This window comes from Methylophilus luteus (genome assembly GCF_042676265.1).
GTDB classification, from domain to species: domain Bacteria; phylum Pseudomonadota; class Gammaproteobacteria; order Burkholderiales; family Methylophilaceae; genus Methylophilus; species Methylophilus luteus.
Window position 1 is genome coordinate 1 of record NZ_JBHTKB010000003.1, and the last position, 15011, is coordinate 15011.

General features: G+C 52.3%; 14 protein-coding genes. 7 read left to right on the top strand and 7 right to left on the bottom strand.

The window, feature by feature from the left end; translation table 11 throughout:
• Window positions 1-318: 318 nt before the first annotated feature.
• The gene (locus ACFQ1Z_RS12380) at window positions 319-645 is read right to left on the bottom strand and encodes a cupin domain-containing protein (protein ID WP_379058024.1); all 327 of its coding nucleotides are present in this window, start codon (window positions 643-645) and stop codon (window positions 319-321) included.
• A gap of 116 nt (window positions 646-761) precedes the next feature.
• On the opposite strand from ACFQ1Z_RS12380, the gene ACFQ1Z_RS12385 reads away from it, so the two are divergent.
• Window positions 762-1709 carry an L-threonylcarbamoyladenylate synthase gene (locus ACFQ1Z_RS12385; protein WP_379058027.1) on the top strand — a complete coding sequence of 316 codons (948 nt, stop codon included), beginning with the start codon at window positions 762-764 and terminating at the stop codon, window positions 1707-1709.
• A gap of 151 nt (window positions 1710-1860) precedes the next feature.
• A complete protein-coding gene (locus ACFQ1Z_RS12390) occupies window positions 1861-2148 on the top strand; it encodes a hypothetical protein (RefSeq protein WP_379058030.1) in 288 nt (95 codons plus the stop codon).
• 29 nt (window positions 2149-2177) lie between these two features.
• Here ACFQ1Z_RS12390 and ACFQ1Z_RS12395 read toward each other — a convergent pair whose 3' ends face one another.
• From ACFQ1Z_RS12395 to ACFQ1Z_RS12405, 3 genes are all read right to left on the bottom strand, one after another.
• Window positions 2178-2822 (bottom strand): hypothetical protein, encoded by a 645-nt coding sequence (locus ACFQ1Z_RS12395; protein WP_379058032.1) that lies wholly within the window; start codon window positions 2820-2822, stop codon window positions 2178-2180.
• Window positions 2823-2903: 81 nt separating this feature from the next.
• Window positions 2904-3425 carry a single-stranded DNA-binding protein gene (gene ssb, locus ACFQ1Z_RS12400; protein ID WP_379058035.1) on the bottom strand — a complete coding sequence of 174 codons (522 nt, stop codon included), beginning with the start codon at window positions 3423-3425 and terminating at the stop codon, window positions 2904-2906.
• 5 nt (window positions 3426-3430) lie between these two features.
• On the bottom strand, window positions 3431-4831 hold the full coding sequence (locus ACFQ1Z_RS12405) for an MFS transporter (RefSeq protein ID WP_379058037.1): 1401 nt from the start codon (window positions 4829-4831) through the stop codon (window positions 3431-3433).
• A 99-nt stretch (window positions 4832-4930) separates the two neighbouring features.
• Between ACFQ1Z_RS12405 and uvrA the strand changes: the two genes are divergently transcribed.
• On the top strand, window positions 4931-7765 hold the full coding sequence (gene uvrA, locus ACFQ1Z_RS12410) for an excinuclease ABC subunit UvrA (protein ID WP_379058039.1): 2835 nt from the start codon (window positions 4931-4933) through the stop codon (window positions 7763-7765).
• Between the two features lie 148 nt (window positions 7766-7913).
• On the opposite strand, the gene mtgA is transcribed toward uvrA, so the two are convergent.
• Genes mtgA through ACFQ1Z_RS12425 form a run of 3 tightly spaced genes read right to left on the bottom strand, consistent with a single transcriptional unit; the run spans window position 7914 to window position 9931 of the window.
• Complete coding sequence (gene mtgA, locus ACFQ1Z_RS12415; protein ID WP_379058042.1) at window positions 7914-8600, bottom strand: monofunctional biosynthetic peptidoglycan transglycosylase; 687 nt, start codon at window positions 8598-8600, stop codon at window positions 7914-7916.
• Between the two features lie 28 nt (window positions 8601-8628).
• Window positions 8629-9453, bottom strand: a complete 825-nt coding sequence (gene aroE, locus ACFQ1Z_RS12420) for a shikimate dehydrogenase (protein ID WP_379058044.1) — start codon at window positions 9451-9453, stop codon at window positions 8629-8631.
• A 28-nt stretch (window positions 9454-9481) separates the two neighbouring features.
• Window positions 9482-9931, bottom strand: coding sequence for a rhodanese-like domain-containing protein (locus tag ACFQ1Z_RS12425; RefSeq protein WP_379058046.1), 450 nt, complete (start codon window positions 9929-9931; stop codon window positions 9482-9484).
• Between the two features lie 346 nt (window positions 9932-10277).
• Here ACFQ1Z_RS12425 and glnA point away from each other — a divergent pair, with 346 nt between their 5' ends.
• From glnA to ntrC, 4 genes are all read left to right on the top strand, one after another.
• Window positions 10278-11687, top strand: a complete 1410-nt coding sequence (gene glnA / locus ACFQ1Z_RS12430) for a type I glutamate--ammonia ligase (RefSeq protein WP_379058049.1) — start codon at window positions 10278-10280, stop codon at window positions 11685-11687.
• A gap of 139 nt (window positions 11688-11826) precedes the next feature.
• On the top strand, window positions 11827-12318 hold the full coding sequence (locus ACFQ1Z_RS12435; RefSeq protein ID WP_379058051.1) for a DUF4124 domain-containing protein: 492 nt from the start codon (window positions 11827-11829) through the stop codon (window positions 12316-12318).
• Between the two features lie 108 nt (window positions 12319-12426).
• On the top strand, window positions 12427-13518 hold the full coding sequence (gene glnL, locus ACFQ1Z_RS12440; RefSeq protein ID WP_379058054.1) for a nitrogen regulation protein NR(II): 1092 nt from the start codon (window positions 12427-12429) through the stop codon (window positions 13516-13518).
• Between the two features lie 98 nt (window positions 13519-13616).
• Entirely contained in the window at window positions 13617-15008 is a 1392-nt protein-coding gene (gene ntrC, locus ACFQ1Z_RS12445) for a nitrogen regulation protein NR(I) (RefSeq protein WP_379058057.1), read from the top strand.
• Window positions 15009-15011: the final 3 nt, after the last annotated feature.

The window sequence follows — 15011 nt, forward strand, 5'->3', positions numbered from 1 at the left end:
TCGTTTCGCTTAATTCCTCAAATTCATTTCAAGGTATGTGTGTCTAAAACACTGTACATACTTGTCATAAATCTAAGTGTAAAGCATTTGTATTTTCTGAGGCTTCTACGCATCAAATGCGCTTCACTCAACTACAAACACCCACACTTATCAGTCATCCTAATTTTTAAAGAACAGTCAGCTTCTAAGCCGTTTCGTTAACGTTGTTTCGTAACGAGGTGCGCATTATATAGGGCTGAGCCTTGCGGTCAACCCTTATTTTTCCATTTTTACAATTTTGTTACAAATTACTAGAATCAGGCTTTAAAGTGCCTGCTATCAAGCCAGTTTCAATGCGGCTTTCAGACGCTTCCATGCCTGGGTCAGCGCATTGCCATCCAGGCGGTAATGTTTGTGCAGCGGCTGTTTGACTTCCCACTTCACTTTTAATCCGGCAGGGAATATGACGAAATCGCCTTTGCCAAAAGACACCGGGGTACCGCCTATGGGGGTCACTACGCATTCACCTTCTAATATATAAGCCTGCTCTTCTTCATGAAATACCCAGTCAAAGATGGAGACTTCTTTTTGCCAGGTGGGCCATTTGGAAACACCAAGGCTGTTTAATTGTGTTTCGGCAGGATTATGTTGAACTTGAATTTGCATGATGAAATCCCATGATTATGTATCGTTAGCGAAAACGCGCATTTTATAGGAAGCCGCTATGCAGCTGTGAAGTTGTTCAGTAGTAAAATAGCTTTTTTGTATTTTTAGAGTGTGTGATGCGCATATCCCTGGCCAAGGCGATTGAACTGTTAAAGCAGGGCGAAGTGGTCGCTATCCCGACCGAAACGGTCTATGGGCTGGCGGCGGACGCGCGCAATGCACAGGCGATCGCCAGCATCTATGCCACTAAAGAACGGCCTGCGAATAATCCACTGATCGTGCATATTGCCGACGCTGAGCAGGTGGCAGACTGGGCGAGTGAGTTTTCGCCTTTGGCGCAAAAGCTGGCACAGGCATTCTGGCCGGGGCCTTTTACTTTGGTGCTGCCTGCACTGGCAAATGTCAGCACGGCCGTGCGTGCAGGAGAGCCTACGGTAGCCTTGCGCGTGCCGGCTCACCCGCTGACACGGCAATTATTGCGTGAGAGCGGATTAGGGCTGGCCGCACCATCTGCCAATAAGTACACGCAATTGAGCCCGACCACGGCGGCGCATGTAGAGTCCGGACTGGGCAGTGACATTGCCGTCCTGGACGGCGGCGCTTGCCAGGTGGGCATAGAATCCACCATCGTTAGTGTCTCTGGTGATCGCTGGCAATTACTACGCCCCGGCATGATCTCTGCAGCGGACATTACATTAGTTGCAGGTTCACCGGCCAGCCAGGCAACGCCGGCAGAAACACCCAAGGCGCCAGGGCAGCATCTGTTACATTATTCACCGCGCACCCGCTGCCTGCTGTTCGATACCCGCCAGGCACTTTATGACTATGCAGCCAAGGCAGATGGTGCCGTAGCCTTATTGCTAGGCGACCAAGACCTGACTGGCATGCGCAATATCACCTTGCCAGCCGACCCGGCACTGGCCGCCGAACAGTTGTATGCCGCATTGCACACATTAGATGCATGGCAGGCGGCAGTCATACTGATCGAGTCGACCCCGGAAAGTGCGGACTGGGCTGCAGTGAAAGACAGGCTACAGCGCGCTGCCTACCAGCCCACGGCGTAAAAAGATTGAGTCTGCCAAACATGACTGGCACAATGCTAGCCATTCACCCTTTTCAATGACATCAGAACACCCATACATCATGAAGAACGCTTATCACTTTTTAATCCTGGCTGCAGTTTCAGCTTTATTGTTTGGCTGCAAAAGTTTTGAAATGCCACGCGTATTTGAAAAAGGCACCCGGGAAACGCCACGCTACGGCAAAGACGCCGTTCATTACCAATGCGAAAACTTTCAGTCGTTTGGCCTGAAGCTTTCGGAAAACAAGGAAGATGCCTGGGTGATGCTGCCTGACCACGAAGTAGGGCTGGTCAGGGACGCGAATGACAAGCAGCTATATCATTACGGCACCATGGATCTGCGCCTGAACGGCGACCAGACCACGCTGGATGATAGCGACCACTTACACCTGAAAGGCTGCAAGCCACCTGCTACAAACTAGCAGGCTTTTCATTTAAGCAGCTATAACGGTCAGCAGTTGAAGTTTGCAGATTGCTGACTCGCGTATTTGCCGCTGCTGCGCTGGATAATGGTTTGCAAGGTCTGCTGTATCAGCTGTTGTGAAGCTGCCTGATTGAATACCCCCGCCTGTGCTGCATCATCTTGCAGTCGCTTCTGCAAGCCTTGCATCTGACACACCGCTTGCGCCACTGCTTGCTCATCCATCTGCGCCGGAATCTCGTATTCATTTTTGCCGCCATAGGCATGAAACAACAAGGTTTCCAGCCCCACCACCAGCGCCAGAATATGATCGCCGGTATACTCCGGGTCGAAGATCAGTGCGATGGCCTGGTCTTGCTGGGTGCGCCGGATGGCATCGAATCTCCAGCCAGCTTTGCCATCAAACACCCATTCTGTCATTTCGCGCGCACCCACTTGAGTACTTTTGGCAAGCTCTTCAGGGTGTAACTCGTAGAGCGCCTGCATCAATGTGCGCAAATCATCCGTATGCTGGCTCATCACCTGTTTTGGCGTGTGCGGCTGGCTAAGCGGTGTGACTGCCTGCCCCCTCTTTGCAGGTTGCGCCTGCGCATGACTGACCAGCACAGCGCACATTACCAGCACACTTGCTGATAGCAACATCCCCCATTTATGCATGCCACGATTATGTTTCATACCCAGCCAGCCTCCAACATCAGTCAACAATAAAAAAGCCCGAAGATTCGGGCTTTAGATGCTAACGCGGAATTGACTTGATTAGAATGGGATATCGTCATCAAAATCGTCAAAATTGCCTGCCGGCTTGCTGGCTGCAGGTTGGCTAAAGGCATTACGGTTGCCGCCAGCGTTCGCGCCAGCTGCCGGTTGACGGGCAGGGGCCTGGTTGTAATTATCCGCGCCACTGCTTTGGTCCATGTCACCACCATCATAAGAGGTGCTGCCACCATCGCGGCCTGAGCCCAGCATTTGCATCTGGTCAGCGACGATTTCAGTGGTGTAGCGGGTGACGCCATCTTTTTCCCACTTGCGGGTTTGCAGGCGGCCTTCAATGTAGACCGGGCGGCCTTTTTTCAGGTATTCACCAGCGATCTCGGCCAGTTTGCGATATATCACAATGTTGTGCCATTCGGTTTTTTCCTGCTTGACGCCGGATTTGTCTTTCCAGTTTTCAGTCGTTGCGATACTGAAGTTGGCGACGGCTTCGCCATTCGGCATAAAGCGCACCTCGGGGTCGCGCCCCAGATTGCCCATCAAAATAACCTTGTTTACTGACGCCATAATGACTAGCTCCCTATCCTGTTCATGATTGCTTGCGACAATGTCGCCTGAAATTCTTTACTGCGCTGATTCTCTAACTTTACCATGAGCATGGTTTCAGATGGAATCGCCACCACTTCATAGACGCCTTCCATAGCACGCACATCGTGCGCCAACTGCGCGGCCTGCTCGTCATTATACCCTTGAATATTGAACATTTTGGTCTTCACACTTGGCGGTGGCTGCATGCCTAGCGCCAGGCCCAGCCAGACCAGCATGGCGATCGCGCAGATCAAAAACACGGCAGCGCCGGCGTTGCTGCCAAAATAATTGGATAAGCAGCCACCCATGGCGGCGCCGAGGAACATGCCGAACGATTGTGCAGTATTGTGTACGCCCATGGCTGTGCCTTTGGCGGCGACCGGGGCCATTTTCGAGATCAACGAGGGCAGGGTGGCTTCCAGGATATTGAACGCCAGGAAATAACTGAATAAGGCGAGAACGATGCCGGTCAGCGAATCCAGACTGAATATAAAAGCAATCTGCGTGAGCATCATCAGGCCAACCGCACTGACGAATACCGGTTTGAGCTTGGCTTTTTTTTCTGCGTAGATAATCACCGGCACCATGAGCAGAAAAGACACCAGCAACACCGGCAGGTAGATCTTCCAATGCAGGTTCTCATTGAGCCCGGTGCTGTGCTTGATGGCGAACGGCACCACCATGAACATGGCCATCTGCGCCCCGTGCAAACAGAAAGTACCAAAGTTCAGGCGTAACAATTGCGCGTCTTTCAGCACTTCCCGCATCCTGGCGGGCACGGCTTGCGCGTCGGAATGCACATGCACATTGACTGGTGGCGGCACGCCGAATTTCACCACGGCGATGGCGACTATCGACAACCCTGCCATCAGCCAGAACATGCCTGGCACACCGATATACTGGTTGAGCACCGGCCCCAGCACCAGCGAAACGGCAAAGGTCAGGCCTATGGTCGCGCCTATCATGGCCATGGCTTGCGTGCGGTGTTCTTCACGCGTGGAGTCAGCCACCAGCGCGGTAATGACGGCGGAGATCGCCCCGGCACCCTGGATGGCACGGCCAAAAATCACCATATAGATATCAGTGGCGGTGGCGGCGAACAGGCTGCCCATCGCAAATAGTATCAGGCCGACGTAAATCAGTTTTTTGCGGCCAAGACGGTCAGAGGCAATACCAAACGGCAATTGAAAGATCACCTGCATAAAACCATAGGCACCCAGCGCCAGGCCGATCAGGGTATGGTTGCTGCCGCCTTCGAGTTTTTCGGCGTAGATGGCAAAGATAGGCAGAATTAAAAACATGCCCAGCATGCGCAAGCCGTAGATGGAAGCGAGTGCGACGGTCGCACGTGTTTCCAGTCGGGTCATTTTTTCAGAGAACTGCATGGCTATAGTGATAAGAAACGTTGAGGCCGGAAGAAACTTTGGCTTAATTCAGAATAATTGCGTATATTATCAGGTTGGCTGTCTGTTCGTGAAAGTATCATGGAATTTATCAAAATTCGCGGGGCGCGCACCCACAATCTGAAGAACATCAATCTGGATATTCCACGCAACCAGTTAGTGGTTGTCACTGGCCTTTCTGGTTCAGGAAAATCCTCACTTGCCTTCGATACCCTGTATGCAGAAGGGCAGCGCCGTTACGTCGAAAGTTTATCTGCCTATGCCCGCCAGTTTCTGGCGCGCATGGACAAGCCGGATGTAGACTTGATCGAAGGCTTGTCGCCGGCGATCTCCATAGAACAAAAGTCCACTTCGCATAACCCGCGCTCTACCGTAGGCACCGTCACCGAAATCCATGATTATCTGCGCCTGTTGTTTGCGCGCGCCGGTGATCCGGAATGCCCTGACCACGGCATCAAACTGGAAGCGCAAACTGTCAGCCAGATGGTGGACAGTATCCTCAAATTGCCGGAAGACACCAAGCTGATGATACTGGCGCCTGTGGTTTCCAACCGCAAGGGCGAACAGCTGGATCTGTTTGATACGCTGAAGGCGCAAGGTTTTGTGCGCCTGCGCATAGATGGCAAAGTCTATGAGATGGATGAGTTGCCGCAGCTGGCCAAAACCACCAAACACAGTGTAGATGTGGTGGTTGACCGCCTGAAAGTGCGCGAAGACATGAAGCAGCGCATTGCCGAGTCACTGGAAACGGCTTTGCGACTGGCCGACGGCAAAGTCATTGCCCAGGAGATGGACGACGAAAAAGAACATTTATTCTCAGCCAAATTCTCCTGCCCGGTATGTGATTACTCGCTGGCAGAGCTGGAACCACGCCTGTTCAGCTTTAACAACCCTATGGGCGCCTGCCCCAAATGCGATGGCCTGGGTAACGTCACTTTTTTTGACCCCAAACGCGTCGTTGCTTTCCCGCACTTGTCTTTAGCCAGTGGCGCGATCAAAGGCTGGGATAAACGTAACCAATTTTATTTCCAGATGCTCGCCAGCCTGAGCCAGCATTATGCTTTTGACCTGGAAGCACCGTTTGAGAGTTTGACAGAAGAAGTGCAGCAGACCCTGTTATTCGGCTCTGGCCGCGAGCAGGTGACATTCAAATACCTGAATGAACGCGGCACTTTCTTTAGCAAATCGCATACTTTTGAAGGCATTATCAACAACCTGCAGCGCCGTTATCGCGAGAGCGATTCCAGCGCCGTGCGTGATGAGCTGGCTAAATACATCAATGCCACCACCTGCCCGGAATGTGCCGGCACGCGCTTGCGTAAAGAAGCGCGCCACGTCAAAGTAGGTGACAGGAATATCCACCAGATCTGTGAAGTACCGCTTAAACAGGCGCTCAACTTTTTTGAAAGCCTGCAGCTCAGCGGCCAGAAACTGGCGATTGCAGAGAAGATCGTCAAAGAGATCGAAAACCGCCTTAAATTCCTCACCAATGTCGGCCTGGATTACCTGTCACTGTCACGCTCGGCTGAAACCCTGTCTGGTGGTGAAGCGCAACGTATACGGCTGGCTTCGCAGATAGGCAGTGGCCTGACTGGCGTGATGTATGTGCTGGATGAACCCTCTATCGGCCTGCACCAGCGCGACAATGACCGCCTGCTGGAAACGCTGAAGCGCTTGCGTGACCTGGGCAATAGCGTGATCGTGGTTGAGCATGATCAGGACGCTATCCTGCTGGCAGATTTTATTGTAGATATCGGCCCCGGCGCCGGCGAACATGGCGGCAGGATAGTGTCGTCTGGCACCGCAGCCGAGATACAAGCCGACCCCAATTCATTGACCGGGCAATATATCAGCGGCAAAAAACAGATCACCTTCAAGTTGCCACGCACGCAGCCTGATCCTGCCCGTATGGTGAAGCTGCATGGCACCAGCGGTAATAACCTGAAAAATGTCAGTATCGAGATCCCGGTGGGCCTGCTCACCTGCGTGACCGGCGTTTCCGGTAGCGGTAAATCTACCCTGATCAACGATACGCTTTACCGTGCGGTCGCGGCCCATTTATATGGCAGCAGTACCGAACCCGCGCCTTATCAGGGCATTGAAGGCATGGAGTTCTTTGACAAAGTGGTGGATGTAGACCAGAGCCCTATCGGCCGTACGCCGCGCTCTAATCCGGCGACTTATACCGGCTTGTTCACGCCTATCCGTGATTTATTTGCCAGCGTGCCGGACAGCCGTGCGCGTGGCTATGGCCCGGGCCGTTATTCTTTCAACGTCAAGGGCGGCCGCTGCGAAGCCTGCCAGGGTGACGGCGTGCTGCGCGTAGAAATGCACTTTTTGCCGGATGTCTATGTGCCGTGCGATGTATGTAAAGGCCATCGTTACAACCGCGAGACACTGGAAATCCAGTTCAAGGGCAAAAATATCCGAGAAGTGCTGGAGATGACGGTAGAACAGGCGCACCAGTTCTTTAATGCGCAACCGGTGATAGAGCGCAAACTCAAAACCCTGCTCGATGTGGGCCTGGGTTATATCACCCTGGGCCAATCGGCGACCACGCTCTCCGGTGGTGAAGCACAGCGCGTAAAACTGTCACTCGAATTAAGCAAACGCGACACCGGCCGCACCCTGTATATTCTGGACGAACCCACCACCGGCCTGCACTTTGCTGATATTCAGCTGTTGCTGGACGTGATCCATAGACTGCGTGATGCGGGTAACACGGTGGTGATCATCGAGCATAACCTCGACGTGATCAAAACGGCAGACTGGCTGATAGACATGGGGCCGGAAGGCGGCGATGGTGGCGGTATGGTGGTCGGGGTAGGCACGCCTGAGACACTGGCAAAAAATACGGCCAGTTATACCGGCCGTTACCTTACACCCTTGTTAAAACATCTCGCTGTAAAGGGCTAAGGTCAACATGCAACCTTTCCCGCTTGTGCGTCGTTGCGTCTGATAAAGGGCGCAATCGGTGCAGCCTGCTTGTGGCCACATACAAAGATTCAGACCCCCATTGTAGGCACGCCCGCCTGGCGTTGATCGCTGGAACAAAGGCTTAAAATCAGGGTACTTTGACCAATCGCATGCGTGCTTGAATAGTAGCCGCATGCCGGTTTAAAAAGCGCGTGCTGCGGTGTTTGTCATAAAAGCGGGGGTTAGGGATCATGGCAGCCAGGCGCGCTGCCTCTGCTGGGCCAAGCGCGCGGGCCTTGCTATGAAAGTAATGCTTGGCCGCTGCCTCGGCACCAAACACGCCATCACCCCACTCGATCACGTTCAGGTAGATTTCCAGTATCCGGCGCTTGCTCATCATGCTTTCCAGCATAAAGGTGATAATCGCCTCCTGCACTTTACGCCACGGCGTGCGCTGCCCTGACAGAAACAGGTTCTTGGCCAGCTGCTGGCTGATGGTAGAACCACCGGCCACTATCCTGCCTTTTTTCAGGTTTTTTTCAAACGCATTTTCTATACCGTCCCAGTCAAAGCCACGGTGCTCTACAAATCTGCTGTCTTCGGCTGCAATGACTGCGCGCTTTAAATGTGGACTGATGCGCGCATAAGCTACCCACTGCTGCTGCAAGCTGGCGTCGGGCTTAGACTCCTGCATAGATTCCAGCCTGGCTTCCATAAACGCGCTTGCATCAGGGTTATGATCTATCCACCACAATATATGTAGCAATACCCAGACCTGGTAAAGGCATATCCACAACAACAGAAAGCCGAACAGCAGTTTGATGGTGCGTTTCATGAGCTGGATGCCGGGTCGTTGTAAGGGATCAGGATAGGCGTAACGACTGGATCACGGGTGCAGTCTCGGGGCGCACGCCATGCCACAGGTAAAAAGCTTCTGCCGCCTGCTCGACCAGCATGCCCAGGCCATCGGCCACTTGCGCACCGGCCGCATGTGCCTGCTGCATAAACAGTGTTTCACGCCCATACATCATGTCATAGGCCAGGCTGTGGGCATAAAAAATCGTGTCGCTGACAGGCAAGGCCTCAGCCTGCAAGCCGGCAGAAGTGGCGTTGATGACCACGTCATAACCTTCTGATAATTCATCAAAGGTTTGGACTGTTAAGCTGACCTGGTGCAACTGTGCATCTGCCTTAAAGCAATCAACCATCGCTTGTGCTTTGTCCAGGCTGCGATTTGCCACCGTCAGCACCGCGGGCTGTTGGGCCAATAGCGGCAATATCACGCCTTGTGCGGCACCGCCTGCGCCCAGCAATAATACTTTCTGGCCATCAATGGTGCGCTGCCAGTGCTTGAGGATATCATTGACCAGACCGCAGCCATCGGTGTTATCGCCGCTGATATGCCCGCCCTGAAAACTCAAGGTATTGACTGCACCAGCGGCAGTTGCGCGCTCTGAAAGCGTCTGGCTGACCTCAAATGCTTCAAATTTGAATGGCACGGTCACATTCACTCCCCGGTAGCCCTCTAGCTGCAACTGTTTAATCGTTGCGGCAAAGCCATCCAGCGGTGCCAGCAGCTTTTCGTAGGTCATTGTTTTGCCAAACTGCCGGGCAAATGCCTGATGTATCAAAGGCGATTTGCTGTGTTCGATTGGATGCCCAATCACTGCGAATTTTTCAGTGGTCATGTGCGGCTGTCAGTTGGCGAGTTGCCAGTTAATTAGTCCACGGCAATCCGGCGTGTTTCCAGCCGTTGATCAGCGTGCGCTGCTTGTGCTCGTTGGCGTCGCCTTCAAAGCCTTGCAGCATATTGTAAGCTTTGCCGTAGCCTAGCTGTTGTGCCAGCAGGGCAGCATTGTGGCTGCGGCCACCGGTACGGCACATGAACACGATGGTGCTCTGTTTATCGACCTGCGCTTGTAACTGCGCGGCAAAATCAGGGTTAGCCACCATGCCCGGGTAAAAGGCCCATTCGATATGTGTCGCTAGCGGCACCCGACCCACCAGTTCCAGTTCTGCACGCGAGCGTACATCCACCAGTACCACGGACTGACCTTCATTCACCAGTTGATAGGTTTCTTCTGGCGTGAGCGCTCCGGCGTAGGGCAGGTTATTTTGCGTGCCGCGTGCCTGGGCACTGCCTAAAATATTTTCTACATTACTCAATATGACACCTTTAGTATTGATCAGACTTGATAAAGTAGCGAGTATACCTTTGAATGCTAAGGCTAGCGTGAATGCACTATTTTTGTGCCTTATTTGTTGCAATGCACACAAATGGTGCTATCCGTTTTTACTATTTTATGCAGGTTACCTGTAAACCACGTAAAATGCATATTTTTGGGTGGCATGCTTCCTGCTAATATTACACTCTGAGATTTAGCGGGATTGAGTGTGAACCATAATCCCGAATCATTATTTGTATTTGCCCACGTTCCGGGACATCCGCAACATGTCCCGTTTTTTGTGTGTGCAACTTAAAATTTAGACCTTGCTCATTGAGGAGAATGTAATGTCCGTTGCAAACGTAATGAAATTGGTTGCCGAAAATGACATCAAATTTGTCGATTTCCGTTTTACCGACACCAGAGGTAAAGAGCAGCACGTGACTGTGCCAGTTTCTCACTTCGACGAAGATAAATTTACCGAAGGTCATGCATTTGACGGTTCCTCCATCGCAGGCTGGAAAGGCATTCAGGCATCTGACATGCAACTGATGCCTGATGCAAACACTGCTTTCATAGACCCGTTTTTTGACGAGCCGACACTGGTGCTGACTTGTGATGTGGTTGACCCTACCGATGGTAAAGGTTATGACCGCGACCCGCGCAGCCTGGCTAAACGTGCAGAAGCCTACCTGAAATCCAGCGGCCTGGGCGACACTGCCTACTTTGGCCCAGAGCCAGAGTTCTTCATTTTTGACAGCGTGCAATGGGATGCCACCATGGGTGGTAGTTTCGTTAAGATCAACTCCGAAGAAGCTGCCTGGTCATCAGGTGAAAAATTCGAAGGCGGCAATACCGGCCACCGTCCAGGCGTTAAAGGCGGTTATTTCCCGGTACCTCCAGTCGATTCATTGCACGACATCCGTTCTGCCATGGTATTGACCCTGGAAGAGCTGGGCGTGCCTGTTGAAGTGCACCACCATGAAGTGGCGACTGCTGGCCAATGTGAGATCGGTACCAAATTTGCAACCTTGACACAACGTGCTGACTGGACGCAGATCCTTAAGTACGTAGTGCACAACACTGCACATGCTTACGGCAAAACTGCAACGTTTATGCCTAAGCCTATGTTTGGCGATAACGGTTCTGGCATGCACGTACACCAATCAGTATGGAAAGATGGCAAGAACCTGTTTGCAGGTAACGGCTATGCTGGCCTGAGCGATTTCGCCCTTTACTACATCGGCGGCATCATCAAACATGCGCGCGCATTGAATGCGATCACCAACCCAGGCACCAACTCATACAAGCGCCTGGTACCGCATTACGAAGCACCAGTTAAACTGGCTTACTCTGCTAAAAACCGTTCTGCTGCTATCCGTATCCCGTTTGTGCATTCAGATAAAGCCCGCCGTGTTGAAGCGCGTTTCCCTGACCCTATCGCTAACCCATACCTGGCGTTTTCAGCCTTGCTGATGGCTGGCCTTGATGGTGTTCAGAACAAGATCCACCCAGGTGAGCCTGCGACTAAAGACTTGTACCATCTGCCACCAGAAGAAGATGCACTGATCCCAACTGTGTGTTCATCACTGGAACAGGCACTTGAGTATCTGGATAAAGACCGTGAGTTCCTGACACGCGGTGGAGTTTTCACTGACGACTGGATTGATTCTTACATTGCATTGAAAATGGAAGAAGTCACCAAATTGCGTCAGACACCTCATCCGGTTGAGTTTGGCTTGTACTACTCATGCTAATTTACTCCTGCTAACCGCAAGAGTGCGCACCAAAACAGGGCAGCTTCGGCTGCCCTGTTTTTTTATCGCCGTCGCCAGGGTCAACCATTTAGATTTTAGGCACGTTGATAAGCTTCACAATCTACTCTAAACTGTTGCCATGAAAAGACTTTTTTACTTTATTGCCACACTGCTGGCAGCTAGCCCAAGTCTTGCGGATATTTATAAATATACCGACAGCAATGGTGTCACCACTTATACCAACATCAGGCCAGATGGCAAACAGAAACCCGAATTGATCATCAGCGGACCCAGGGAAACCGAAGCGCCGCCCGCCGCGCGCGAAAAAAAGCCAAGCGCAAAAGCGCCTAGCCCCAGCAACTTCCCCAAAGTGGATAATCAGGTGCAGACGCAACGCGACAACAAACGGCGTGAAATACTGATGACTGAATTAGATCAAGAAAAACAAGCACTTGAGAACGCTCACCTGCTCTATGAAGAAGCAAAAAACACCCCTGAAGTCTACAGAGCTGCCAATGGGAAAACCTTCAGGAATGTGGCCAAATACGAAGAAAAACTACGCATTATTGAAGCTGAGATCCAGGCGCACGAACGTAATATCCAGCTGCTGAACAAAGAGTTAAATCACTAAATGCACCATTTTGGGAATTTTTAATTTGCAATGGGATAAATAATATAGAATTGGCTTGGCTTTTGCTTTAAAACAGGGCGTCATCACTTATTTTAACAAGCTAAGGATATGGTTCAGATTTCTCCCCAAGGGTTTAACGGTTTAGAGCATATTGCCACTGCGGTGATATTGCTGAATAACCAGCTCGAAGTCACCTATGCCAATTCGAGCGCTGAGATTTTATTCGCCTTTAGCGCCAACCAGATCCACGGCCTGCACATCCATGATGTGTTTGTGAATTGCGAGATCCTGCAAATGGCGGTGACCAATGCCATTCAAACCCAGGGGCCTTTCCGCGAACACGAATTCACATTGACCACCCAGCGCGGACATACCACCGCGGTCACTTGCACGGTAACGCCGATTTCAACCAGCTTTAACCAGACAGCTGAAGACATGCTGATTCTGGAGTTTGTACAAATGGATCAGCAATTGCGTATCGCCAGGGAAGAGCGCATGCTGATCCAGCAACAGGCCAATTCCGAGCTTTTACGCAACCTGGCACATGAGATCCGTAATCCTTTAGGCGGCCTGCGCGGCGCGGCGCAGTTACTTGAATTTGAATTGCCGCAACCCAGCCTCAAAGAATATACCCAGGTCATCATCAAAGAAGCTGACCGCCTGCATAGCCTGATGGACCGCTTGCTGGTGCCGCATCGCGTGCCCAAATACGAGCCGACCAATATTCACGAGGTGCTGGAGCGCGTGCGCAGCTTGCTGCTGGCGGAATCGCCCAACAATATCAGAGTGATACGCGACTATGACACCAGCCTGCCTGAGCTGATAGGTGACCGCGAAAAGCTGATACAGGCGGTGCTGAATATCGCCCGCAATGCGGCGCAAGCCATGCAGCAGAACCACACTAAAGATGCCAGCATCACCTTCCGCACACGTGCGGAACGTCAGATCACCCTGGCCAGAAAACGTTACCGGGTCGGCATCCATCTGGAAATCATAGATAACGGCCCCGGTATTCCGGCCGATATCAAAGAGCGCATTTTTTACCCGCTGGTTTCCGGCAGAGAAGGTGGCACCGGCCTGGGGCTGGCACTTGCCCAAACCTTTATCACCCAGCACCACGGCATGATCGATTGTGACTCACAGCCGGGTAAAACTATCTTTCATATTTTATTGCCTATTGAAAGCACCTTATTTAAATAAAAAAACATGAGGTTTTTGCCGGCAAAGTGGATACCACGCTTTTCAGCAGCTAACTCACATAATATTAATCAAACAGCAGCAATTCAAAGAGAAATGCCATGAAGCCAATCTGGATCTTAGATGACGACAAATCAATCCGCTGGGTATTTGAAAAAGCCCTTGCCCGCACCGATTTTGAGTTTAAAACCTTCTCCTCACCTGCAGAGGCACTCAACGCCCTCAACCGTGAACAACCACAGGTGATCGTCAGCGATATCCGCATGCCTAATGGCTCAGGGCTGGACTTTTTATCCGAAGTGAAACAGCGCTACCCTGAAATCCCGGTCATCATCATGACCGCATATTCAGACCTGGAAAGCGCGGTCGCAGCGTTCCAGGGCGGCGCATTCGAGTATTTGGCCAAGCCTTTTGATGTAGACCAGGCGATTGAAATTATCAAACGCGCTGTCGATGAAAGCATGCGGCAAGCAGTGGAGAAAGTGGAAGACAACGAACCCACGCCTGAAATTATCGGCCAGGCCCCCGCCATGCAGGAAGTATTCCGCGCCATTGGCCGCCTGAGCCGCTCACACTCTACCGTGTTGATTAACGGTGAGTCCGGCAGTGGTAAAGAGCTGGTGGCCAGTGCGCTGCACAGGCATAGCCCGCGTGCCGACAAACCCTTTATCGCCATCAATACCGCAGCCATCCCCAAAGACTTGCTGGAATCAGAACTGTTCGGCCATGAACGTGGCGCGTTTACCGGCGCTGCCGCCGCAAGGAGAGGGCGTTTTGAACAAGCTGATACCGGCACCCTGTTTCTGGACGAGATCGGCGATATGCCGGCAGACTTGCAAACCCGGCTGTTGCGCGTGCTTTCGGATGGCCAGTTTTACCGGGTTGGTGGCCACCAGCCGATCAAGGTCAATGTGCGCGTCATTGCCGCGACCCACCAGGACCTGGAAGAGCGTGTCAAACAAGGCTTGTTCCGCGAAGACCTGTTCCATAGGCTGAATGTCATACGCCTGCGTTTGCCACCTTTACGCGAGCGCAGGGAGGATATTCCTTTCCTGACCAAACACTTTTTGGTACACAGCGCGCAACAACTAGGCGTCGAGCCCAAACAACTTTCTCCTGCAGCCCTCAAGTACCTAATGTCGGTGAACTGGAGCGGCAACGTCCGCCAGCTTGAAAACGTCTGTCACTGGCTGACAGTGATGGCGCCCGGGCAGAACGTCGACGTGAATGATTTACCACCAGAATTAAAAGAAGACTCGAGCAAGCATAGCAGTGGCGGCTCCTGGCAAGAAGCACTGGCCCAGGAAGTCACCGACGCCCTCAACCGTGGCGAAACCAATATCCTGGACAGCAAGACCAAAGAGTTTGAGCGTATCTTGATCACGCGCGCCCTGGCACATACCGATGGCCGCCGTATCGAAGCAGCCAATCAGCTGGGCATGGGCCGCAATACGCTTACACGGAAGATACAGGAATTGGGGATTGATGATTAGCCA

What these genes read in the sequence shown, in the direction of transcription:
- ACFQ1Z_RS12380 (WP_379058024.1), bottom strand. Translation starts at nt 645, where the DNA reads ATGCAAATTCAAGTTCAACATAATCCTGCCGAAACACAATTAAACAGC.
- ACFQ1Z_RS12435 (WP_379058051.1), top strand. Translation starts at nt 11,827, where the DNA reads ATGAAAAGACTTTTTTACTTTATTGCCACACTGCTGGCAGCTAGCCCA.
- uvrA (WP_379058039.1), top strand. Translation starts at nt 4,931, where the DNA reads ATGGAATTTATCAAAATTCGCGGGGCGCGCACCCACAATCTGAAGAAC.
- ACFQ1Z_RS12390 (WP_379058030.1), top strand. Translation starts at nt 1,861, where the DNA reads ATGCCACGCGTATTTGAAAAAGGCACCCGGGAAACGCCACGCTACGGC.
- aroE (WP_379058044.1), bottom strand. Translation starts at nt 9,453, where the DNA reads ATGACCACTGAAAAATTCGCAGTGATTGGGCATCCAATCGAACACAGC.
- ACFQ1Z_RS12405 (WP_379058037.1), bottom strand. Translation starts at nt 4,831, where the DNA reads ATGCAGTTCTCTGAAAAAATGACCCGACTGGAAACACGTGCGACCGTC.
- glnA (WP_379058049.1), top strand. Translation starts at nt 10,278, where the DNA reads ATGTCCGTTGCAAACGTAATGAAATTGGTTGCCGAAAATGACATCAAA.
- ACFQ1Z_RS12385 (WP_379058027.1), top strand. Translation starts at nt 762, where the DNA reads ATGCGCATATCCCTGGCCAAGGCGATTGAACTGTTAAAGCAGGGCGAA.
- glnL (WP_379058054.1), top strand. Translation starts at nt 12,427, where the DNA reads ATGGTTCAGATTTCTCCCCAAGGGTTTAACGGTTTAGAGCATATTGCC.
- ntrC (WP_379058057.1), top strand. Translation starts at nt 13,617, where the DNA reads ATGAAGCCAATCTGGATCTTAGATGACGACAAATCAATCCGCTGGGTA.
- mtgA (WP_379058042.1), bottom strand. Translation starts at nt 8,600, where the DNA reads ATGAAACGCACCATCAAACTGCTGTTCGGCTTTCTGTTGTTGTGGATA.
- ssb (WP_379058035.1), bottom strand. Translation starts at nt 3,425, where the DNA reads ATGGCGTCAGTAAACAAGGTTATTTTGATGGGCAATCTGGGGCGCGAC.
- ACFQ1Z_RS12395 (WP_379058032.1), bottom strand. Translation starts at nt 2,822, where the DNA reads ATGAAACATAATCGTGGCATGCATAAATGGGGGATGTTGCTATCAGCA.